The 21,625-nt window shown below is 71.8% G+C and carries 19 protein-coding genes; 8 read left to right on the top strand and 11 right to left on the bottom strand.

The genetic code is table 11. The features are described 5' to 3' along the window. Positions 1–86: 86 nt before the first annotated feature. Together ACRAKI_RS28485 and ACRAKI_RS28490 are read right to left on the bottom strand one after the other, a co-directional pair. Entirely contained in the window at positions 87–278 is a 192-nt protein-coding gene (locus tag ACRAKI_RS28485; RefSeq protein ID WP_447003571.1) for a DUF397 domain-containing protein, read from the bottom strand. 18 nt (positions 279–296) lie between these two features. Then, positions 297–1,145: a helix-turn-helix domain-containing protein gene (locus ACRAKI_RS28490; RefSeq protein WP_447003572.1), complete on the bottom strand. Its 849-nt coding sequence runs from the start codon at positions 1,143–1,145 to the stop codon at positions 297–299. 170 nt (positions 1,146–1,315) lie between these two features. Between ACRAKI_RS28490 and ACRAKI_RS28495 the strand changes: the two genes are divergently transcribed. Further along, complete coding sequence (locus tag ACRAKI_RS28495; protein ID WP_447003573.1) at positions 1,316–1,639, top strand: hypothetical protein; 324 nt, start codon at positions 1,316–1,318, stop codon at positions 1,637–1,639. A gap of 9 nt (positions 1,640–1,648) precedes the next feature. Here ACRAKI_RS28495 and ACRAKI_RS28500 read toward each other — a convergent pair whose 3' ends face one another. Both ACRAKI_RS28500 and gndA read right to left on the bottom strand, forming a co-directional pair. Next, positions 1,649–3,853 (bottom strand): SulP family inorganic anion transporter, encoded by a 2,205-nt coding sequence (locus tag ACRAKI_RS28500; protein ID WP_447003574.1) that lies wholly within the window; start codon positions 3,851–3,853, stop codon positions 1,649–1,651. Positions 3,854–4,252: 399 nt separating this feature from the next. Further along, positions 4,253–5,692, bottom strand: coding sequence for an NADP-dependent phosphogluconate dehydrogenase (gene gndA, locus ACRAKI_RS28505; protein WP_447003575.1), 1,440 nt, complete (start codon positions 5,690–5,692; stop codon positions 4,253–4,255). A gap of 133 nt (positions 5,693–5,825) precedes the next feature. On the opposite strand from gndA, the gene ACRAKI_RS28510 reads away from it, so the two are divergent. From ACRAKI_RS28510 to ACRAKI_RS28520, 3 genes are all read left to right on the top strand, one after another. Continuing rightward, the gene (locus ACRAKI_RS28510) at positions 5,826–6,833 is read left to right on the top strand and encodes a LacI family DNA-binding transcriptional regulator (protein ID WP_447003576.1); all 1,008 of its coding nucleotides are present in this window, start codon (positions 5,826–5,828) and stop codon (positions 6,831–6,833) included. A 221-nt stretch (positions 6,834–7,054) separates the two neighbouring features. Further along, positions 7,055–8,887, top strand: a complete 1,833-nt coding sequence (locus ACRAKI_RS28515; protein WP_447003577.1) for a ricin-type beta-trefoil lectin domain protein — start codon at positions 7,055–7,057, stop codon at positions 8,885–8,887. Beyond that, positions 8,872–10,041 (top strand): hypothetical protein, encoded by a 1,170-nt coding sequence (locus tag ACRAKI_RS28520; protein WP_447003578.1) that lies wholly within the window; start codon positions 8,872–8,874, stop codon positions 10,039–10,041. The genes ACRAKI_RS28515 and ACRAKI_RS28520 overlap by 16 nt, the downstream gene beginning before the upstream one ends. A gap of 151 nt (positions 10,042–10,192) precedes the next feature. Here ACRAKI_RS28520 and ACRAKI_RS28525 read toward each other — a convergent pair whose 3' ends face one another. Together ACRAKI_RS28525 and ACRAKI_RS28530 are read right to left on the bottom strand one after the other, a co-directional pair. Further along, positions 10,193–11,998, bottom strand: coding sequence for a sigma-70 family RNA polymerase sigma factor (locus ACRAKI_RS28525; protein WP_447003579.1), 1,806 nt, complete (start codon positions 11,996–11,998; stop codon positions 10,193–10,195). A gap of 69 nt (positions 11,999–12,067) precedes the next feature. Further along, positions 12,068–12,688 (bottom strand): LysE family translocator, encoded by a 621-nt coding sequence (locus ACRAKI_RS28530; RefSeq protein WP_447003580.1) that lies wholly within the window; start codon positions 12,686–12,688, stop codon positions 12,068–12,070. Between the two features lie 41 nt (positions 12,689–12,729). Here ACRAKI_RS28530 and ACRAKI_RS28535 point away from each other — a divergent pair, with 41 nt between their 5' ends. Both ACRAKI_RS28535 and ACRAKI_RS28540 read left to right on the top strand, forming a co-directional pair. Continuing rightward, positions 12,730–13,236 carry an Lrp/AsnC family transcriptional regulator gene (locus ACRAKI_RS28535; protein WP_447003581.1) on the top strand — a complete coding sequence of 169 codons (507 nt, stop codon included), beginning with the start codon at positions 12,730–12,732 and terminating at the stop codon, positions 13,234–13,236. Positions 13,237–13,260: 24 nt separating this feature from the next. Beyond that, complete coding sequence (locus ACRAKI_RS28540; protein WP_447003582.1) at positions 13,261–14,646, top strand: aminotransferase class V-fold PLP-dependent enzyme; 1,386 nt, start codon at positions 13,261–13,263, stop codon at positions 14,644–14,646. 4 nt (positions 14,647–14,650) lie between these two features. Here the strand turns inward: ACRAKI_RS28540 and tesB are convergent, their stop codons facing one another. Both tesB and pyk read right to left on the bottom strand, forming a co-directional pair. Next, positions 14,651–15,574 carry an acyl-CoA thioesterase II gene (tesB, locus tag ACRAKI_RS28545; RefSeq protein ID WP_447003583.1) on the bottom strand — a complete coding sequence of 308 codons (924 nt, stop codon included), beginning with the start codon at positions 15,572–15,574 and terminating at the stop codon, positions 14,651–14,653. A gap of 8 nt (positions 15,575–15,582) precedes the next feature. Then, positions 15,583–17,007, bottom strand: coding sequence for a pyruvate kinase (gene pyk, locus ACRAKI_RS28550; RefSeq protein ID WP_447003584.1), 1,425 nt, complete (start codon positions 17,005–17,007; stop codon positions 15,583–15,585). Between the two features lie 106 nt (positions 17,008–17,113). Here pyk and ACRAKI_RS28555 point away from each other — a divergent pair, with 106 nt between their 5' ends. Continuing rightward, positions 17,114–17,446: a VanZ family protein gene (locus ACRAKI_RS28555; protein ID WP_447003585.1), complete on the top strand. Its 333-nt coding sequence runs from the start codon at positions 17,114–17,116 to the stop codon at positions 17,444–17,446. Here the strand turns inward: ACRAKI_RS28555 and ACRAKI_RS28560 are convergent. Continuing rightward, positions 17,424–18,077 (bottom strand): DUF2461 domain-containing protein, encoded by a 654-nt coding sequence (locus ACRAKI_RS28560; RefSeq protein ID WP_447003586.1) that lies wholly within the window; start codon positions 18,075–18,077, stop codon positions 17,424–17,426. The two genes, ACRAKI_RS28555 and ACRAKI_RS28560, sit on opposite strands and share 23 nt — an antisense overlap. A 93-nt stretch (positions 18,078–18,170) precedes the next feature. Between ACRAKI_RS28560 and ACRAKI_RS28565 the strand changes: the two genes are divergently transcribed. Next, entirely contained in the window at positions 18,171–20,123 is a 1,953-nt protein-coding gene (locus ACRAKI_RS28565) for a helicase-associated domain-containing protein (protein ID WP_447003587.1), read from the top strand. An 88-nt stretch (positions 20,124–20,211) separates the two neighbouring features. Here the strand turns inward: ACRAKI_RS28565 and ACRAKI_RS28570 are convergent, their stop codons facing one another. Next, positions 20,212–20,589: a carboxypeptidase-like regulatory domain-containing protein gene (locus tag ACRAKI_RS28570; RefSeq protein WP_447003588.1), complete on the bottom strand. Its 378-nt coding sequence runs from the start codon at positions 20,587–20,589 to the stop codon at positions 20,212–20,214. 80 nt (positions 20,590–20,669) lie between these two features. Beyond that, entirely contained in the window at positions 20,670–21,605 is a 936-nt protein-coding gene (locus tag ACRAKI_RS28575) for a hypothetical protein (RefSeq protein WP_447003589.1), read from the bottom strand. Between the last annotated feature and the right edge of the window lie 20 nt (positions 21,606–21,625).

Below are 21,625 nucleotides of genomic sequence, written 5' to 3' on the forward strand. Positions count from 1 at the left end.
CCAGACCACGGTCGTACGGGCCCTGACAGAAGTCGGGGGACGCACCCGGGGCGCGTCCCCGAACCACCACCGGCGGAACGATTCTCTCAGCGCGAGTCGACCGCGCCGCCCTTCGCCGTGCCGACGAATCGGGACCACGGCGTGACGCCGAAGCCCAACTCACCGCCGGCCCGGTTCTTCGAGTCGCGAACACCGGCCCCGGTCGGGTCGAGCGCGATTTCCACGCACTCCGCACCACCCGCCGACGACCTCGTGCTCTTGCGCCATTCCCGTTGCATGGAAATTCACCTCGGATTTCAGCCGAGCTCGCGCGCCACCCGCCCGATCAGCGCGGACGACGCGGTCGGGTCGAGCGATTCCGCGCAAAGCCGCGCGAACATGTCGGCATACCTGACGACGTCCGAGGACTGCTCCAAATAGACGTCGCCATGTGTGCTTTCGATGTATACCACGTCCGGATCCAGGTGCTCGGGAAACGTCAGGATCACGAACGGTCCGTCCATCGCGGCATGTCCACCCGACTCGAAGGGGACAACCTGCAGGGTGATGTTCGGCAGTTCTCCGACTTCGCGGAGTCGCCGCAATTGCCCACCCATCACCTCCCGGCCGCCCACCAGTCGTCGCAAGGCGGCTTCGTCGATCACCACGTGCAACCGCAGCGGATCGTCCTCCAGCAGCAACGCCTGCCGCGCCTTGCGCAACGCCACCCGCCGGTCCACCTCGGCGGGCGCGGCGTCGGGCAGCACCTCCCGGATCAACGCCCTGGTGTACTCCTCGCACTGGAGCAGTCCGGGCACCATCAGCCCTTGATAGGTGCGCACCGATTCGGCGTCCGCCTCGAACCCGACGTAACGGCCCGGCGCGATATCGCCGAACTCGTCCCACCACGCCTTGCGCCGCGCTTCACGGGCCAGTTGCACGAGCTCCTCCAGCGTCGCCGGATCGGCCCCGTAGGCGACGAGCATGTCGCGGGCGTCGCGCGGCGTGACACCGACCCGCCCGGTCTCGATGCGGCTGATCTTGGAAGCGGAGCACTCCAACCGCTCGCCGACCTCCTCGATCGTCAACTCCGCCGCCTCGCGCAACCTGCGCAATTCACTGACCAGTCGACGCTTTCGCAACGTCGGGCTGCTGCCCCGTGCCATCCGCACACCTTCCATCGGCGATCTCCAGCCCCGGCGACACCGCACAGTGTGTGGCCCGCCGACAACGGCGCAAAGCGACGTCATCCATTCGTGTACTGCATCTTGCAGTCAGCCCGATGCGGTAACAGGCTGCGTGCAGCACCGCCCACTCCGGGAAGGGAGCGCAGAAGGTGTCCGTCACCGTCTTCAGCCAGCTCGACAGGTACCTCCACGAGCACCTGGCCACGCTGGTCCGCCTGGCGTCGACCGGCAACGACGAGACGGCGGTGGAGTTGGCCCGCTCCGAACTGCCCCGGCTGGTCACGGCCGTCAAGGCGTTGCTGGACGAGCACAACCCGGACGAGCACGGCCGCTGCCCCACCTGCCGGACCCGCTGGTGGAGCCGCCGACTGCCCTCGCCGTGCCGCGCCTACCTGGGCGCGCAACTGGCTCTGACAGTCGGCGACGAAGAGTCGTCCGGCAACCACCGCAGACATCTCCGCAGCTGCGTCTGAGCACACCGGCTACACGCAGACGGGCTCCAGGCCGTCACGTTCCGGGTCGACGAGGTAGACGCGGGCGGCCGAGATGTCGAAGTACATGCCCACCAGCCGCAGGGACCGCGTCTTCACGGCCTCCTGCACGCTCGGGTACGTCAGCAGGTTGTCCAGCTGCTGCGCGACGTTCGCCACCGCCAGGCGGTCCACCACCGACAGGTCCGACTCGGTCGCGTGGAACCGGACGAGGCTCGGCTCGACGCCCTTCAGCCACGCGTGCAGCCGCGTGCCGGGCCGGGTCGAACCGTGCACCACGGCCTTCATCGCGCCGCAGTCGGAGTGCCCGCACACCGCGATCGTCCCGACGTTCAGCGCCTCCACCGCGTACTCGATGGCGGCGCCGACCGAGTCGTCGCCGTCCATCGGCACGATGTTGCCGATGTTGCGCACGCAGAACAGGTCGCCCGGACCACTGGTCGTGATCAGGTTCGGCACCACGCGGGAGTCGGCACACGTGATGAACAGCTGCCGCGGGCGTTGGCCCCGCGCGGCCAGCTCGGACAGGAACGGGCGGACCAGCGGCGCGGTGGTGCGCTCGAACTCGCGCATCCCGCGGATCATGGGGTCGACGTCCGTGCGCTGCCGGGGCAGGGTGATGGCGTGCCGGCGCTGCCAGTGCGACCACGGTGCGAACCACCTCGGCAACGGCGACAGCGGTGTCTTGCGCAGCGCCGGGATGCCCTTGGTGGCCTTGCTGAACCACGTGTCGTGCACCTCGTCCACCTCGACGTGGCCGCCGAGCCGCTCGTAGCCGACGCGCCAGTCGTTGATCGCCTCGTACGCGCCGTGGTCGAGGAAGTCGATGTGCAGCTCCAGCACCACGCGCTGACCCAACGGGATGGCGCGCAGCCCGCGCACCAGCCGTCCTGCGCCGAGGAACACCAGCGAGCCGCGGATCACCACGCGCCACCCGTCCGCCTCGGGGTCGATGCGCACCGAGCTGCGGGTCAGCCGGTGCAGCGACCGCAGCGCCGCCACCGCGACACCGAGCAGCACGCCTTCCACCAGCCCGATCACCACGACGCCGGCCACCGTGACCGCGTACGCGGCGAACTCGCCGTGCCGCCACAGCGCCTGCATCCGCCGGACGCTCACCAGCCGCACGCCCATCACCAGCAGCACACCGGCCAGCGCGGCCAACGGGATCAGCTCCAGCACCGACCCGAGTGCGAGCACGAACACCGCGATCCACACGCCGTGCAGCACGGTCGACGCACGGGTGCGCGCGCCCGCCGCGACGTTGGTGGAACTGCGCACGATCACCCCGGTCACCGGCAGCCCGCCCAGCGCGCCCGCGACCGCGTTGGCGGCGCCCTGGGCGACCAGCTCGCGGTCGAGGTCCGCGCGCGGCCCGTCGTGCAGCTTGTCGACGGCGACGGCGGACAGCAGCGACTCGACGCTCGCCACCACGGCCACCGTCAGCACCGCGAACGCGATCCCGGCGACCGTGCCGGACGGCATCTGCGGCAGCACGACCTGGCCCAACGGGTCACCGGGCAGGTCGACCCGCGCCACGTCGAGCCAGCCGGCCGCCAGCGTCGCGACCAGGACCGCCACCAGCGGCGCGGGCACGAACGCGGCACGCGGCACCCATGGCCACAGCAGCAGCGCCGACACGGTCAGCACGGCGACGAGCAGCGCGGACCACTGCACGTCGGTGGTGAACAGCTTGGCGAGGTTGTCGACCACGGAGGTGGCCGCCGTGCCGCCGAGCACGACGGCGACCTGGCCCACCGCGATGCTCACCCCGATGCCGGCGAGCATCCCGTGCACCACGGCGGGCGACAGGGACAGCGCGGCCCGGCCGACGCGGCTCAGCCCGAACAGGATCTGCACGAGGCCGGCGGCGAGCGTGATGGCCGCGGTGGCCGCCCAGCCGTACTCGGCGATGATGCCGGCGGTGACCACCACCATGCCCGCCGCCGGTCCGCTGACCTGCAACGGGGCTCCGGACAGCGCCCCCGCCACCACACCGCCGACGACCGCGGAGATCAGCCCGGCCATCAGCGGCGCGCCGGTCGCGGCGGCGATGCCGAGCGACAGCGGCACGGCGATCAGGAAGACGACGACGGAGGCGGGCAGGTCGTGGCGGAGCACGGTGGCGAGCCCGCCCGGAGGCCCGGCCGTGGTGTGCTCGCCGGCGTGGGACTTGCTGGGGCGCGGTCGGTTCATGTCAGGTCCTTCCGAGCAGCAAAGGGTCATCGCCCCACGCGGGCGCGCGGGGTGTCGTCGTTCGGGGAGGGGTGCCTACGACCGCGCTAAGGGCGGCAGCAGCAGGCGCGGCCAGCAGGCGTCGAGTCCGGCGGATCGGCACTCGGCCCCGGCGCGGTGATGAGGGATCGCCACGGTGGCACCTCCGTGTCGGCACAGGGGACGTGTCGGCACAGCCCGCGTCGCACAGGTCGCGTCCACACCATGATGACGAGGATTTGGCCGATCTGACAGCGGATCCACCCGGACGTGTTGATCAACGCCCGCTTCGTCACCCGAGGTGACGGTTCCGACCCCTGACAGCGGGAAACCCCGCCACAGCCGACAGGCGGCCGTGACGGGGTTTCCGTCAGAACTCTCTCAGGCGTCCACTTGGGACCGGTCGCCGGACCAGAGGGTGTGGAAGCTGCCCTCGCGGTCGGTGCGGCGGTAGGTGTGCGCGCCGAAGAAGTCGCGCAGGCCCTGGATCAGGGACGCCGGCAGGCGCTCGGACCGCAGCCCGTCGTAGTACGCGAGCGCGGACACGAAACCGGGCGCGGGCACGCCGGCGGTCACCGCCTTCACCACGACCCGCCGCCACGCCGCCTCGGCCGACCGCACGGCGTCGCGGAAGTAGTCGTCCACCAACAGCGACGGCAGCTCCGGCGCCTTGTCGTACGCCTCGCGGATGCGGTCCAGGAACCGGGCCCGGATGATGCAGCCGCCGCGCCAGATGGTGGCCATCGCACCCAGGTCGAGGTCCCAGCCGTACTCGGCGCTCGCCGCCCGCATCTGGTCGAAGCCCTGCGCGTACGCGACGACCTTGGACGCGTACAGCGCCTGCCGCACGTCCTCCACCAGCGAGGTGTCCGCTCCGCCCACGACCTCGGCCGGCCCGAACGCCGCGCGGACCGCCTGCCGCTGACCCGCCCGCCCGGACAGGGACCGCGCGAACACCGCCTCCGCGATGCCCGTCACCGGCACGCCCAGCTCCAGCGCCTCCTGCACGGTCCAGCGGCCGGTGCCCTTCTGCTCGGCCTCGTCCGCGATCACGTCGACCAGCGCGGCGCCGGTGTCCGCGTCCACGTGGCCCAGCACCTCGGCGGTGATCTCCACCAGGTACGACTCCAGGTCGCCGCTGTTCCACCCCCGGAACACCTCGGCCACGTCGGCGGGCGTCATCCCGCCCACCCGGTGCAGCAGGTCGTACGCCTCGGCGATGAGCTGCATGTCGGCGTACTCGATGCCGTTGTGCACCATCTTCACGAAGTGCCCGGCGCCGTCCGGCCCGACGTGCACGCAGCACGGCACGCCGTCGACCTTGGCCGCGATGTCCTCCAGCACCGGCCCGAGGTGCGCATAGGACTCCTCGGGCCCGCCCGGCATGATCGACGGGCCGTTCAGCGCGCCTTCCTCGCCACCCGAGATGCCCGCGCCGACGAAGAGCAGCCCGGCTTCCTTCAACGCGGCCTCGCGCCGGCGGGTGTCGGCGTAGTGCGCGTTGCCGCCGTCGATCACCATGTCGCCCGGCTCCAGCAGGGGCACGAGTTCGTCGATGACGGCGTCCGTCGGCCCGCCCGCCTTGACCATGATGATGATCTGGCGCGGCGTCTGGAGGCTCGCGACGAGCTCTTCCAGCGTCTCCGCGGGCACGAAGTCGCCCTCGTGGCCGTGCTCGGAGATCAGCGCCTTGGTGCGGGTGTGGCTTCGGTTGTGCACGGCGACGCGGTAGCCGTGTCGGGCGAGGTTGCGCGCCAGGTTGCTGCCCATGACGGCGAGCCCGGTGACGGCGATCCGCGCGGGTGCCTCGGAGGTGGTCATGCGCACAGCCTGCCCCAAATCCGCGCCCGCGCGCACCTGTGCGACACCCCTGTGATCGAAGAGTGGGATCGGCGGCACCAGGCGGTCGGACGGCCTGTAACATCCTGAAACAGATGTGGAACAGGGGGCGCGGATGACCAGGGCGACGGTGCGGGACGTGGCGAGGGCGACCGGGCTGTCCATCGCCACCGTCTCCAGGGTGCTGAACGGCCAGGCCAACGTCGCCGCCCACACCCGCGAACTGGTGCTGAAGGCCGTGGCCGGACTGGGCGCGGAGGCGCCGAGGCCGCGTGGCGCGAAGCCGGCCGGGCCGATCTACGTGCGCTGCCCCTACCTGCTCACCGACTACTTCGGACTGATCGTGTCGACGGTCGCCGAGACGTTGTCGCTGCACCACCGGCAGGTCCTGCTGAGCGCGGGCACGTCGGCGCAGCGCGCGTCCGCGCTGCCCGGTCTGCCCGGCCGGTCCGACGTGGGCGGCGCGATCCTGATACTGCCACCGGAGCCGGTCGAGGAGCTGGTCCGGTTGCGGGACAGGCGGTTCCCGTTCGTGGTGGTCGACCCGCGCACCGAGCTGCCGCGCGACGTGGCGTCGGTGTCCGCGGCGCACTTCGCGGGAGCGCGCCGGCTGATGGCGCACCTGGTGGAGCTGGGCCACCGCCGGATCGGGATCATCGGCGGTCCGGGTGACTGGCTGGCGAGCGACGGGCGGCTCGCCGGGTACGCGGCGGCGTTGTCGGACGTCGGCGTGCTGCCGTCGGCGGAGCTGCTGCGGCACGTGGACGAGCCGACCACGGAGAACGGCTACCTCGTCGCACGCGACCTGCTCGACCTGGCGGACCGGCCCACGGCGCTGGTCGCGTTCAACGACAAGATGGCGGTGGGTGCGTTGCGGGCGGCTCGGGAACACGGGCTGGACGTGCCGCGCGACCTGTCCGTCGCCGGGTTCGACGACCTCGACCTCAGCCGTGCCACGCGACCGGAGCTGACCACCGTGCGGCAGCCGTTGCAGGAGATGGGTCGGATGGCCGTGACGCTGCTGATGCGGCTGCTGGACCGGCACGAGCTGGAAGCGCTGCACGTGGAGCTGGCCACGGAACTCGTGGTCAGGGCGTCCACGGGGCCGGCGCCGCGCGTCTGACGCACCGGCGTTCCCGCGCTTTTCACGGTCTTTACCGGGTTTCACCGGGCTTGATCGGCGACCTTGACACGGGTTGCGCGCCATTGTTTCCTTCAGGTGCGCAGATGTTCCACAGATGTTCCATTCTGTTTCAGCCGCCGATGACCCTGTGCACAACGTCGTGAAAGGAGTCCGAGGTGCCCTCTCCCCACCGTCGGGCGTTCATCAGCACCGCTATAGCCATGATCACACTCGCGGCGGCCGTCACCGCCTCGTCACCCGCCTCCGCCGCGGGCGAGACGGTGAACGTCTACCTGACCACCACGTCCGACGCGGGCGGCCGGACCGTCACCCGCGGCCTCGCCCAGCAGCCGTCCGTCGTGTTCGGCACGAACGGCGGCAGCGCGAACCACACCATCACCGTCAACGAGGGCACCACCTACCAGCAGTTCGAGGGTGGCGGCGCGTCCATCACCGACACCACCGCGTACCTGCTGCGCGGCGGGCCCGTCTCGGCCGCCACCCGGGACGCGGTGATGCGCAGGCTGTTCCACCCGGTCGACGGCATCGGCCTGTCGTTCGTGCGCAACCCGATCGGCGCGTCCGACCTGTCCCGTCCGGGCCACGTCTCGCTCGACGACACGTGCTGCGACCTGAGCGACTTCGGGACCAACGGCTACGACACGAACGTCCGCCTGCTCACGCAGCAGGCACGCCAGCTCAACCCCGCCCTCGCGGTCAAGGGCGTGCCGTGGAGCGCGCCGGGCTGGATGAAGGACAACGGGCGCATGGACCAGATGGGGTGGCTGAAGTGGGAGCACTACCCCACGTACGCCCAGTACCTGGTCAAGTACGTGCAGAGCTACCAGGCGGCCGGCGTGCCGCTCAAGTACGTCTCGGTGCAGAACGAGCCGAACTGCTGCCAGGCGTCCAACCCGACCGCGATGAACTACCCCGGCATGAGCTGGAACCCGTCCGGCCTGGTCGAGTTCACCAAGAACCACGTCTACCCGGCGTTCCGCGCGGCCGGCATCACCACCAAGGTGCTGGTGCACGACTGGAACTACGGCGACTACGCCAACTTCGGCGCGGCCATCCTCGGTGACGCGGGCGTGCGCAACGACCCGCTGTTCGGCGGCATCGCGTGGCACGACTACTTCGGCGAGCCGGCCGTGGGCACGCAGGTGCACGGCCAGTACCCGAACGTGAAGCAGTTCAGCACCGAGCACTCCGGCGGCACGTGGGTCTCGAACCAGCACAACGAGGACATGGGCGACATCGTCGAGCACGCCCGCAACTGGAGCTCCAGCATCGTGAAGTGGAGCCTGGCGCTGAACCAGAACATGGGGCCGCACAACGGCGGCTGCGGCACGTGCACCGGCCTGATCACCGTGCAGGAAGGCGGTTCGCGCGCCGGGCAGGTGGATTACACGATCGAGTACTACACCACCGGTCACCTGACGAAGTTCGTGAAGCCGGGCGCGCACCGGATCGACTCCACCGCGAACGGCACCGTGCAGAACGTGGCCTACCGCAACCCGGACGGCTCCAAGGCCCTGATCGCGCACAACGGCGGCACGTCGTCCCAGTCGATCCGGGTGAACTGGGGCAACCAGTCGTTCACCTACACCCTGCCCGCCCGCACGTCGGCGACGTTCACCTGGCAGGGCACGCCCGGCAGCGGCGGCGGCACGGGCGGCGGCGCGATCACCGGCCTGGCGGGCAAGTGCGTCGACATCGCGGGCGCGAGCAGCGTGGACGGAACGGCGGTGCAGCTGTACACGTGCAACGGCACCGCGGCGCAGCAGTGGTCGCGTCCCGGTGACGGCACGCTCCGCGCGCTCGGCAAGTGCCTCGACATCAAGGACCACGGCACCGCCGACGGCGCTCAACTCCAGCTGTGGAGCTGCGCGGGCGGCGCGAACCAGCAGTGGACCCACACCGCGAACCACGACCTGGTGAACCCGGCCACCGGCAAGTGCGTGGACGTCACCGGCAACAACAGCGCCGACGGCACCAGGCTCCAGATCTGGACGTGCACCGGCGGGGCCAACCAGAAGTGGAACGTGGCCTGACCGCTCTCGTCGGATTGCGGTCCGACCGCTACGGGGTCCCGCTCCACCGGGGCGGGACCCCGCTGACCGCCGCCCAACGACAGGCGTACCTGAACCACTACGCACCGGTCATCCTCAAGCGGGGTGACGAGAACAACGGCAAGCAGGGTCGGGACCGGCTCGCGAACTTCGACTTCGACCGGGACGGCGTCTACGCCACCAACCGCGCGAACCGGCGCCAGGTCCCGCAGTACGTGGCCGGCACGGCGGGGTACGAGCGGTGGCGGATCCGACCCACGCTCTACACCGCGCTGCTGGAGTCCACCGAGAACGGCAGCAAGTCGTTGGTCCTGCTCTACCACGTGTACAACGCGGCCGACAAGGACGGCGACGAGATCCACGACTGGGAACGGGTCGAGATCGTGGTGCGCGGGGTGACCGGCACCCCCGGCGGCGCGGGCGAGTCGTTCGCCAACGCCACCGTGACGCACCACAAGGACCACGTCATGCGGCGGTCCCACGACCCGGACGTCCACTTCCTCCAGACCTCCACCGGCGGGCACCTGCTGCTCTGGCAGCCCGACGAGAGCGACTTCGACCTGCCGAGCGCCGGGCCGCACGCGCACGAGCTGCGGTTCGTCACCACCACGTGGGCCTCCATCTCGGGGCGGATGGCGGTGGCGGCGTTGGGCGCCGTGCCGCTGACGTCCGCCAACGCGTCCGTGCAGGCGAGCCGGGTCGCCAACGGCACCAAGGTCGCGTGGCCGCGGGTGAAGCGGCTGACCTACGAGCTGCAGGACCTGGCCGACATCGTGCCGACGCACTGGTCGCAGGGCGCCTGTCAGACGCACTGGCCGGCGACCGACGGGGTGGACGTGCGGTTCGAGACGCCCGCGCTGGGCATCGGCACGGGCGTGCAGCGGTGGTCGACGACTTCGGCGGGTTCGCCGGCACCGGTCCGGACAGCTCGGGCCGCAGCCGGGGCGGTGAGCGGCGATCTGGCGTCGCACGGCGTCTACCGGCGGCAGCACGAGTACTTCGTCCACTCCGGCGGGATCGACGACAGCACGAGCCGCGAGGTGGGCGCGTGGCTGCCGCCGGGCTGGCACCTGGCTGCCAACGGCGGCTTCGACGGCCGCTGGCAGCCGTTGTTCGACAACCGCCCGGACGCCTGACCGCGCCCGCGCACCGACTGTTCGACGACCGCCGGACACCTGACCGACCGGGGCCGCCGACCACGTGCGGCCCGGCCCGCCGCCGCACGACCGGCGACGGGCCGGGTACCGCGGAGCGCCCGCCACCGCACGACCGGTGGCGGGCACTCGCCTAACCGGTGGCGCGGTACGCCTCACCGGCCGGGTTCGGCGTGCCACCGGGCAGGTACAGCCCCGTACCCGGCTTGTCCGCGGGCAGCGCGAACCACGCGTAGCGCTCCACGTAGGACAGTCCTTCGAGCATCCGCGACGACGCTCCCGCGAAGTCCGCCAGCTCTTGCGGGCTCGGGTACCGCACACCACCGCCGGAGAAGTCCATCAGCGAGTACTCGGTGAGCCAGATCGGCAGGCCGTAGCGCGCCCGGACCGCGTCCAGGTAGCTCTTCAGGTGGCCGACGGCGGCCGGGCCGAAGTCCGAGCCGTACCAGTGCAGCGTGATGAAGTCGACCCGCAGCCCGCGCTGCCGCGCACCGGTCATGAACCGGTCGAGCCAGCCGCCGGCCCGGTCACCGCCGTACGCGACGGCCGGGCTGCCCAGCCGCATCCCCGTCGCCTGGAGCTGCGGCCACAGGTCAAGCGCCCGCTCCACGGTCATGTCCGCCTGCTCGGCCAGGTCCGGTTCGTTGAAGCCGAGCAGCGTGGTGCCCTGGCGTTCGACCGCCTCCAGGTCCGCCGGCGTCACGGTCTTCGCGCCCCAGATCATCGGCACGTACTCCACGCCGGGCGCCTGCACGCCCTCCCTGGTGGTGGCCCAGTTGTAGAACCAGCCCGCGCCGACGTCCGACAGCGCCCGCGTCACACCGTCGAAGTGCCACGTGCCGACCCCCTTCTTGATCGACTTGGTCACCGGCGCGGGTGCCGGAGCGGGTGCTGGAACCGGAGCCGGAGCGGGCGCAGGTTCGGACGCGGGAGCCGGTGGCGGCGCGGGGAGCTGGGGAGTGGTCGTTCCGGCGGTCGGGGGTGCGAGGGCGGTGGTCGCCGTGGTCACGATGGCCGGCGCGGCGACCGGCACCGGCGTCGGCTGCCGGTCCACGGGCAGCAGCACGACCGCGCCCGCCACCGCCACCACGGCCGCCGCCGCGACCAACGGCTTGGTGGCGGCGTGCGCCCAGAGCCCCTTCTTCGCCACCGCCACGACAGGCTCCACGGCCTCCGCGCCGAGCAGGTCGAACCCGGCCGGCAGCGGCACGAGCGGGATCCTGGCCAGCAGGCCGTCCACCACAGCCAAGTCGTCGAACCCGCGCTCGCACCGGGCGCACTCGCGCGCGTGCCGGACGATCCGCTTGCGCCACAACGCGCTCGGCTGCCCGTCCCAGTCCTCGATCACCACGGCCAGCTCGTCGCACCGGGGCACGGCGAGCACCCGCACGACCACCCGTGCCGAGTCGAGCTGGGCCTTCATCCGCTGCACCCGCACGGCCGCGTGCTGCGGCGTGAGGTCGAGCGCGGACGCCAGGTCGGCCCGCGTGATCCGGCCGACCTGCTCCATCCACCACAGGGACAGCAGCTCGCGGTCGTCGTCGCCGATCCACCGGGTGGCGGCCACGACCTCACGGCGCTGGCCGGTGAGCTGGAGGCGGGTGATCGCCAGGTCGGCGAAGTCCGCGCCCGGGTCGGCGACGTCGACGGGTTCCGCGTCGGCGAGCGGCAGCCGGGTCCGGTGGTGGTCGCGCACCTGGTTCAGCGCGATGGCCAGCAGCCACGACCGGAACGCCTCGGGCTCGCGCAGCTTCGACAGGCCGTTCAACGCGCGGAGCATGGTCTCCTGGACCACGTCGTCGGTGTCGGGGTGCCCGGCCAGGGCGTGCCCCACCACGTTGTAGACCAGCGGCAGGTAGACCGCCACCAGCGCGTCCAACGCGCCCGGCTCGCCCCGCTGCGCGGCCGTCACCGCCGCGGCGTCCCCTGGTGTGCGCATGCCGTTCCTCTCGGCCGAACCGGGCTCTTACCCACCGGAGACGATCGGACCGCGACACGATAACGAGAATTACGCGGCGAACACCGAAGCGGCCATGCCGATCAGCGCGGTGCCGCACAGCCGCTCGAACACCGGCCGCACCTTCGGCCGTGACAGCAGCAGGGCCAGCCGGCCCGCCAACGGCACCACCACGGCCCAAAAGCACGCGAACACGCCCACCGCGACCGCCGACAACAGCGCCGCCTGCGGCAGGGGCGGGGCCGCCGGGTCCATCGCCTGCGGCACGAGGCTGAGGAACGTCAGCATCACCTTCGGGTTGAGCAGGTCGCACAGCACGCCGCGCAGGAACAGCGACCGGTCCGACTTCGGCGCCCGGGTGATCGGCCCGCCGGCGCGCGCCGCCCGCAACGTCATCACGCCCAGGTACGCGAGGTACAGCGCGCCCACCGCCTTGACCGCGAGCAGCGCCGCCGGCACCGCCGCGACCAGCGCGGACACGCCGACCGTGGCCAGCGCCGCGTGCACCAGGAGCCCGGTGACGACGCCCGCCGCCGTCACCGCGCCGTGCCGCAGGCCGCGCACCGCGTTGCCGGTGATCAGCACGAAGTCGGGGCCGGGCACGACGGTGACGACGACGAGCGCGAGCAGGAAGGAGGTCCAGGCGATGTGCACGCGCGCATCCTCAGTCACACGTTCGGGTGTATTCCACCTGACAGCTACAGTGTTCGGTTGTGGACGACGCAGCCGAACTCGATTCGGTCGACTGGCTGATCCTGGAGGCGTTGCAGAACGACGCGACGCTGCCGAACCGGACCCTCGCGGAGCAGGTCGGCATCGCGCCGTCGACGTGCCTGCAACGGGTGCGCCGGCTGCGGGACCTGGGCGTGATCACCGGGTTCCACGCCGTGGTCGACCCGCGCACCACCGGCCTGCCGCTGGAGGCCGTGATCTCGGTGAACGTCCGCCCGCACACCAGGCCGGTGGTGGCGGGCTTCCGGCGGTTCGTGATGGCGCAGCCGGAGACGCGGTCGCTGTTCCACGTCAGCGGGCAGGCGGACTTCCTGGTGCACATCGCGGTGGCGGACAGCACGCACCTGCAGGCGTTCCTGATGGACAAGATCGCCTCGCGGACGGAGGTGCGGAACCTGACCAGCTCGGTGGTGCTGGAGCGGGTCGAGACGCGCGCCCTCACCCCGCCGAACGACCGGCGCCCCACCCACCGCAGGCGGCGCGTCTAGAACCGCCGTCTACATTTCCGCGGTATGGACCCTGACGAGTTCCGGCGGATCGGCCACGAGGTGGTCGACTGGATCGCCGACTACCGTGCGCGGATCGAGGACTTCCCGGTGAAGTCGCAGGTCGAGCCCGGCTGGGTGCGGGGGCAGTTGGGCGGGTTGCCGGAACAGGGAGAGGGCTTCGACGCCCTGCTCGCCGACCTGGACCGGGTCGTGCTGCCGGGCACCACGCACTGGCAGCACCCGGGGTTCTACGCCTACTTCCCGGCGAACGCGTCCCTGCCGTCGGTGCTGGGCGACCTGCTGTCGTCAGGCCTGGGCGTGCAGGGCATGTTGTGGTCCACCTCGCCCGCCGCGACCGAGGTCGAGCAGCACCTGATGGACGAGCTCGTCGGCGCGATGGGCCTGCCCGCGCGGTTCCTCGGTGGCGGCGTCATCCAGGACACCGCGTCGTCGGCGGCCTTGGTCGCCCTGCTGGCCGCCCTGCACCGGACGTCCGGCGGGAAGTGGCGGCGGACCGGGGTGGACGGCAGCGAGACGGTGTACGTGTCGTCGCAGACCCACTCGTCCGTGGAGCGCGCCGCCCGGATGGCCGGGCTCGGTGAGCAGGCCGTCCGGTCGATCGAGGTCGACGCCGTGCTCGCCATGCGCGTGGACGACCTGGCGTCGCGGATCAGGTCGGATCTCGAAGCGGGCCGCAAGCCGGTCCTGGTGTGCGCGACGATCGGCACCACCGGCACGGGTGCGGTGGACCCCGTCCGCGAGATCGCTTCGCTGTGCGCCGAGCACGGGATCTGGCTCCACGTGGACGCCGCGTGGGCCGGTCCGGCGGCGCTGTGCCCGGAGTTCCGGGGCCTGTTCGACGGCCTGGACCAGGCCGACTCGTTCACCGCGAACGCGCACAAGTGGATGTTGACGGCGTTCGACCTGACCCTCTTCTGGACCGCGCACCCGGACGTGCTGGTGGACGCCCTCACGATCCTCCCCGAGTACCTCCGGAACACGGCGACCGAGTCGGGGGCGGTGGTCGACTACCGCGACTGGCAGATCCCGCTGGGCCGCCGGTTCCGGGCGTTGAAGCTGTGGTCGGTGCTGCGCTGGTACGGCTTGGAGGGCGTGCGCGCGCACCTGCGCGGTCACGTGGGGCTGGCGACCCAGCTCGAATCGTGGGTCGCGGCAGACGAGGAGTGGACCGTCGTCGCTCCGCGCTCCCTCTCCCTGCTCACCATCGCCCACCGCGACGGCGACGAGCCCACCCGAGCAGCGATGGACCGCGTCAACGCGGCGGGCGACGCCTTCATCACCCACACCACCGTCAACGGCCGGTTCGCGATCCGCGTCGCGATCGGCGCCGAGTCCACCAGGGAACACCACGTCCGGGCGCTGTGGGACCTGCTGCGGGCCGGTGGCTGATCGGCTACAGGACCCGGAGCAGGCCCTCTTGGACGACGGTGGCCACCAAGTGGCCGTCCTGGCTGTAGAAGCGGCCGGTGGCGAGGCCGCGGGCGCCCGAGGCCGACGGGGACGCGCAGTCGTACAGGAACCACTCGTCCGCGCGGAAGCGGCGGTGGAACCACATGGCGTGGTCGAGGCTGGCTCCCAGGACCTTGTCGGTGCCCCAGTACACGCCGTGCCGCACCAGCACCGAGTCGAGCAGGGTCATGTCCGACGCGTAGGCGAGCACGCACACGTGCAGCATGTCGTCGTCCGGCAGCTTGCCGTCCGCCCGCATCCACACCTGGCTGCGCGCCTCCGCCGGCCCGTCCTCGCGCGCCAGCCACGGCGGCGACGTCACGTACCGGATGTCGATCGGGCGGGGCAGCCGGGCCATGCCGACCTTCTCCAGGTACCCGGCCGCCGACTCGGCGTACGTGGGCAGCGACGACGGCGGCGGCACGTCGGGCATCGGTTCCTGGTGGTCCAGGCCGGGCTCGTCCAACTGGAAGGACGCCGACAGGGTGAAGATCGCCTTGCCGTGCTGGACGGCGACCACGCGACGGGTGGTGAAGGACCGTCCATCGCGGACCCGGTCCACTTCGTACACGATCGGCACGCTCGGGTCGCCGCCGCGGATGAAGTACGAGTGCAGCGAGTGCACCCGGCGCTCCGGGGGGACGGTCCGACCGGCGGCCACCAGGGCCTGACCCGCGACCTGCCCGCCGAACACCCGCACGGGCGATTCGGCGGGCGACACCCCGCGGAAGATGTTCTCCTCGATGCGCTCCAGGTCGAGCAGCGCGACGAGGCGGTCGAGCACGGGCTGCCCGTGCGGCACGCCGTCGGTGTCCAGCGGAACGTCCGAGAACTCGGCGGAAGCCGCGGCGCGGGCAGCCTCGGTCACGTCAACTCCTAAGCGTGGTCGTCCTCTCCCAGGCGGTGCACCCGGATGAGGTTCGTCGAGCCGATGGTGCCAGGCGGCGAGCCTGCCACGACCACGACGAGGTCGCCGGGCTGGTAGCGGCCGATGTCGATCATCGACATGTCCACCTGGCGGACCATCTCGTCCGTCGAGTCCACCTTAGGCACGATGAACGTCTCGGTGCCCCAGGTGAGAGAAAGCTGACTGCGCACGCTGGGCTCCGGCGTGAACGCCAGCAGCGGCAGCGGCGTGTGCAGGCGGGCGAGGCGCCGCACCGTGTCACCGGACTGGGTGAACGCGACCAGCGCCTTGGCGTTCAGCCGCTCGCCGATGTCCCGCGCCGCGTACGAGATCACGCCGCGCTTGGTGCGCGGGACGTGCGTCAGCGGCGGGACCACGGTGGACTCGGTCTCGACGGCCTCGATGATGCGGCCCATCGTCTTGACCGACTCGATGGCGTACCGGCCGACCGACGTCTCGCCGGACAGCATCAGCGCGTCCGCGCCGTCGAGCACCGCGTTCGCGACGTCCGACGTCTCGGCCCGCGTCGGCCGGGAGTTGGTGATCATCGAGTCGAGCATCTGGGTGGCCACGATGACCGGCTTGGCGTTCTCGCGGGCGATCTGGATGGCCCGCTTCTGCACCAGCGGCACGTGCTCGAGCGGCAGCTCGACGCCCAGGTCGCCGCGGGCGACCATGACGCCGTCGAAGGCGAGCACGATCGCTTCGAGGTTGTCGACCGCCTCCGGCTTCTCGATCTTGGCGATCACCGGCTTGCGGCCGTGGCCCACGCGGTCCATGACCTGGTGGACCAGGTCGATGTCCGCGGGCGAGCGCACGAACGAGAGGGCGATGAAGTCCACGCCCAGGTTGAGGGCGAACTCCAGGTCCTCGATGTCCTTCTCGGACATCGCGGGCACCGACACGTCCATGCCGGGCAGCGAGAGGCCCTTGTTGTTGCTGACGGGGCCGCCCTCGGTGACCTCGCACACGACGTCGGGGCCGTCGACCTCGGTGACGACGAGGCCGACCTTGCCGTCGTCCACCAGCAGCTTGTCGCCGACCTTGGCGTCCTGCGCCAGCATCTTGTAGGTCGTGGAGACGCGGTCGTGGGTGCCCTCGACCTCCTCCACCGTCACCCGGACGACGTCACCGGTGCGCCATTCGACCGGGCCGTGGGCGAACCTGCCCAGGCGGATCTTGGGTCCTTGCAGGTCGGCCAGGATGCCCACCGCGCGGCCCGAGGCCTCGGCCGCGGCGCGGACGAGCTCGTAGACCTGCTTGTGGTCGGCATGGCTGCCGTGGCTGAAGTTCATCCGGGCAACGTCCATACCGGCCGCCACCAACTCGTTGACCTTGTCCTCGGTCGCGGTGGCAGGGCCCATCGTACAGACGATCTTCGCGCGTCGACTCACGTCTCAGGAGAGTAGTCGCTGTCACTGGACCGATCAGGATGTACCGGGGGGTAACGTCGGAGAAACCGGCAGAATCTGCCCGGTGGGCGTCAGAATCCTTCCGTTCGTGGTCGCTGCGTTGCTGAGCGTCATCGTGTTGTTCACCCCCGCGTCAGGTGTGCCGACGTCGCCGCCGGGCACCGACAAGGTGGTGCACTTCCTCCTGTTCGCCCTGCTCACGGCCACCGGGTGCTACGGCGGGCTGCGGCCCGTACCGCTGCTCGCCGGCCTGGTCGGTTACGCCGCGGTCTCGGAAGTGTTGCAGTGGCTCATCACCGGGCTGGGCCGCGGCGGCGACGTCCTGGACGGCCTCGTGGACGTGGCCGGCATCGCGTTCGGCTACCTCGTGGCCCGGCGGTGGGCGGCACGGCGGCCGGTCAGCGGAAGCCCACCTCGGTGAGCCCGATGTGGTCGGCGCACCAGTCGACGAACGGGGTCGCCTCGCGCCACGCGTCGCGGACCCGGTCGAGGCACTCCGGCTCGTGCAGCACGTCGTCCGGCGGCCACACCTTCGCCACGTAGAGGCGCTTGTGCTTGAGCAGCTCGATGCGCGGGTGCTCGGGGTCGAAGCCGCGCGGCGCACGCTTGAGCTTGTCGCCGCGCAGCTCCCAGCCGGTGCGGGCCAACCCTGCGAGCAGCTTCTCCAGCGCACGTCCGCGCAGGTCGTCCGCCGCGGACTCGCGGTAGCGGGCGACCTGGTCGGACGCCATGGCGAACGACCCGCCGGCCACGAACAGCCCTTCGGGGCCGACTTGGACGTAGTGCGCGCCGCCGCCGCGGCCCAGCTCGACCACTCCGCCGCAATGGTCCTTATAGGGCGTTTTGTCCTTGCTGAACCGCACGTCGCGATAGGGCCGGAAGACCTTGCCCTTGCCGAACTCCGGCTCCAGCGCGGCGAGCAGCGCCTCCATGGGCGCGCGGACGTCCTCCAGGTAGACGTGCTTGTGGTCCTCCCAGTACGCCTTGGAGTTGTCGACCTGGAGCCCGTCGTAGAAGTCGATGGCGTGTTCGCCGAAACCGGTGAAATCCACGGCGTCAAGCCTACGTTCGTCCATTGGTGGCTCATTCGAACGCCCTATCGCAATGCATGACCGACCTGTCACGTTCTGTGCATAATCGGCCGGGTGGGTAGGAAAGCGGCGCTGGCCGGCTGGTTGCGGGGGCTCGACGCACAGGACATCCGGGACATCTTGGCGCTGCGCAAGGACGCGGCGGACAGCCGGCCGCAGTCGCTGCGCGCGCTGGCGGACGAGTTGGCCACGACGGCGTCGTTGCGGACGGCCGTGGACGGGCTGGACCAGGCGTGCCGGGACGTGCTGGACACCGCGCTGAGGCTCGGTGACGAGGCCGGCGCGGAGGCGCTGGCGGAACGGTTGCGGTGCAACGGGAAGGCATCGCGGGCGGAGCTGAAGCGGACGTTGGGCGAGCTGCGGGCGAGGGCGTTGCTGTGGCCGGCGGACGGCCGGTTGGTCACGTCACCGGGGTTGCGGCAGTTGGAGGAGGAGCCGCCGCGCCGGATCACACCCGCGCCGCGCACCCCGCGCCGTGCCGCCCAGCACCGGGGTTTCGCCGACCGGGCCGCGATCGCGCCCGCGACGTCCACTGTGGATGGTGTGACGCGGCTGGTGGAGCTGTGCGACGTCGAGCAGGTGGCGTGCCGCACGGGGGTGGGGCTGCGGGAGCTGCGGCGGATCGCGGGCGTGCTGCGGACGGAGGAGAGCCGGGCGCGGCTGTGGGTGGAGCTGGCGCTGGAGGCGCGGCTGCTGGCGGTGGACGACAGCCGGTTGGCGCCGACCAGCGGGTCGGACGCGTGGCGGGACGAGTCGCCCGCCGGTCGGCTCACCACGTTGGCCGACGCGTGGCCGCGGATGGCGTGGACGCCGGGCAAGCAGCGTGCGGCGTCGGCGGAGCCCTCGTCGACCGAGTCCGGCGACCGGACGCGGCGGGGTGTGCTGGAGCGGTACGCGGTGCTGGGCGAGGACGAGGCGTACGAGCACCGGCACGAGGTGGTGGCCGACCTGGTGTGGACGCGGCCCGCGGTGCACGGCCGGGCGGCGACCGAGGCGGCGCTGGTGGAGGCCGAGTCGGTGGGCCTGGTGGCGCTGGGCGCGTCGACCGCGCTGGGCCGGGCGGTGTTGGCGGGTGTCACGGCCGAGGTGGCCGACAAGTTCGTGCCGCCCGCCGCGACGACCGCGCACCTGCGGCCGGACCTGACCGCCGTGGTGGCCGGGTTGCCGTCCCGTGAGCTGAGCGGCGTGCTGGACCTGGCGGCGGACTGCGCGACGGGCGGGTGGCGGTTCAGCGGGGCTAGCGTGCGGCGGGCGTTGGACGCGGGGCACGAGCCGGACGCGTTGCTGGCGCGGCTGGCGTCGGTGGCCGAGCACGGCGTGCCGCCGACGTTGGAGCACCTGGTGCGGGAGGTGGCGCGGCAGCACGGGCGGATCACCGTGACGCCGGTGGCGTGCTGCGTGCGGACGGAGGACCCGGCCCTGCTGCGGGAGATCGCCGGGCACCGGCTGCTGGCGCAGCTGTCGTTGCAGCACCTGGGGCCGACGGTGTTGGCGTCGTCGCAGCCGGTCGCCGAGACGTTGGCGCTGCTGCGGGCGGCCGGGTACGCGCCGACGACGTCGACGCCGGACGGGATCGCGATGGTGGAGCGGGTGCCCCGGCGTCGGGTCGAGCCCCCGCCCCCGAAGGTGGCCGAGGGCGGGTGGCGCGCGCCGTTGACGGGGCACGAGCTGGCGAAGCTGGCGATGGCGCTGGTGGAGCGGGAGCGGCCGAGCCCCAGGTTCGTCGTGCCGGCGGCGGACTCGCTGCGGATCGGGACGGTGCGGCTGCTGCGGGACCAGTCGCTGGTGCTGCGGGACTCGGAGGTCGCACTGCTGGCGGAGGCGCTGGCGAGCCGGACGTCGGTGGAGATCGCCGTGGCGAACGGGCCCCGGAGCACGGTGAAGCACGTGATCACGCCCGTGGACCACGCGGCGGGCAACCTGAAGGCCAACTGCGCCCCTCGCGGCGACCGCTGCGAGTTCCCGGTGAGCCGCATCCGTTCGGTGCGCGCGGTGACCGGGGTCTGATGCGCGACCCGCGGTCCGGTCGTCTCCCGGCCACGAGGTGGGCCCCGGCCCGGGTCCGCGGGCCGGGGCTCTCGTCGGCGGGGCGAGGTCAGGGCAGGTGGAGTTCCACCTGTTCGGTCTCGCCCGCCGCCGCGGTGACCTCGGACGGAGGCCCGGTCCGGTCGTCCTTCGTGGCGGTGAACTCGTAGTGCCCCGCGTCCAGGTGCCATTCGTAGCGGCCGTCCGGTCCGGACAGGACCGCCAGTTCCGGCACGGGCCGCGGTGGTGAGTCGAGCGACTTCGGTTGCACCAGGGCGCCCTCGACAGGACGGCCGCTCTGGTCCACGACCACGCCGGTGACGGTGGCCTGGGTGTTCGTCAGGGGTGGTGGCGGGTCCTGGTCGGACGTGCCGGTTTCCCGACCGCACGCCCCGAGCACCAGCAAGCCGATCAGCAGGACCGCTCGCACGCGCAGTGGATGTCGCACGATCTGCTCCTCTCGGTCACGTCGAGGACGGAACGGTCGGGGTGCGCGGTTGCCTGGCAGGCAGGTGGCGGCGCCGAACCTCAGCGCCAGCCGAGGACCAGGTTGAGCCGGCTCTCGGTGATCCGCGGCCCGCTGTTGTGCGTGCCCGAGCCGACACCGTAGGCGTGGAACGCCAGGGAGCACCGGCCGGAGCACCCGGACGACCCGGCCGCGCGCACCGTGTGCACCGAGCTGCCGCTGTTGCCGCCGACGGTGTCGTTGTCGTAGTACAGGCGCAGGGAGTTGCTGACGCGGACCTGGTCGGAGTGGGTCCACTGCTGCTGGGACTTGTCGCCGGGGTAGCCCTGGATCGTGGTGGGCGTGCCGTTGAGCGACGCGGTGGTCCAGTACGCGCCGTACCAGCCGGTGGTGTTGCCGACGGAGCAGTCGAGGGTCGCGCCGCCGTAGTCGGCGTCCGGGCTCCCGTCGACGGTCCAGCCGGTGTTGGACCGCAGGGTCGCGGCGGTGCAGGAGCCGTACGGGTAGGTGGTCCCGTCCGCGCCGGGGTAGAACTTGAGCTGGCCGGTGTACCAGCCGGTGCTCTGGTTGAACACGCAGTGCCCGGCGGTGAGCACGAGGCTCGCGCCGAACATCCAGCCCGTGCAGTGCAGCCGCTCGACACCGCTCACCGTGCGGGTGATGAGCACCGTGGCGCGAGCCGGGAAGCCCGTCGTCGGGGTGACCCGCACGCGGCCGTCCGCGCCGATGATCGACTGGATGCCGATGTCGTCGCCGGTGGGCGACTCGTAGCCCTCGATCCGGTGCCCGGCGGGCACGCGCTGCGCCCCGTACGCGGTCACGTCGCCCGGCACCCCGGTGCCCTCGTAGCTGGACACGCCGCGCAGCCCGCGCGCCGGCGCGGCCGACGTGGTCACGCCCGCGGTGTCGCTCGCTCCGAGTTCCACGCCCTCCGGCGCGCCGGCGGACGACGGCGACACCAGCCCGAGGGTCGCCAGCAACGCGCTCGCGAGCACCACGCCGCCACGTTGCGATGATC

Source organism: Saccharothrix isguenensis (assembly GCF_052936305.1).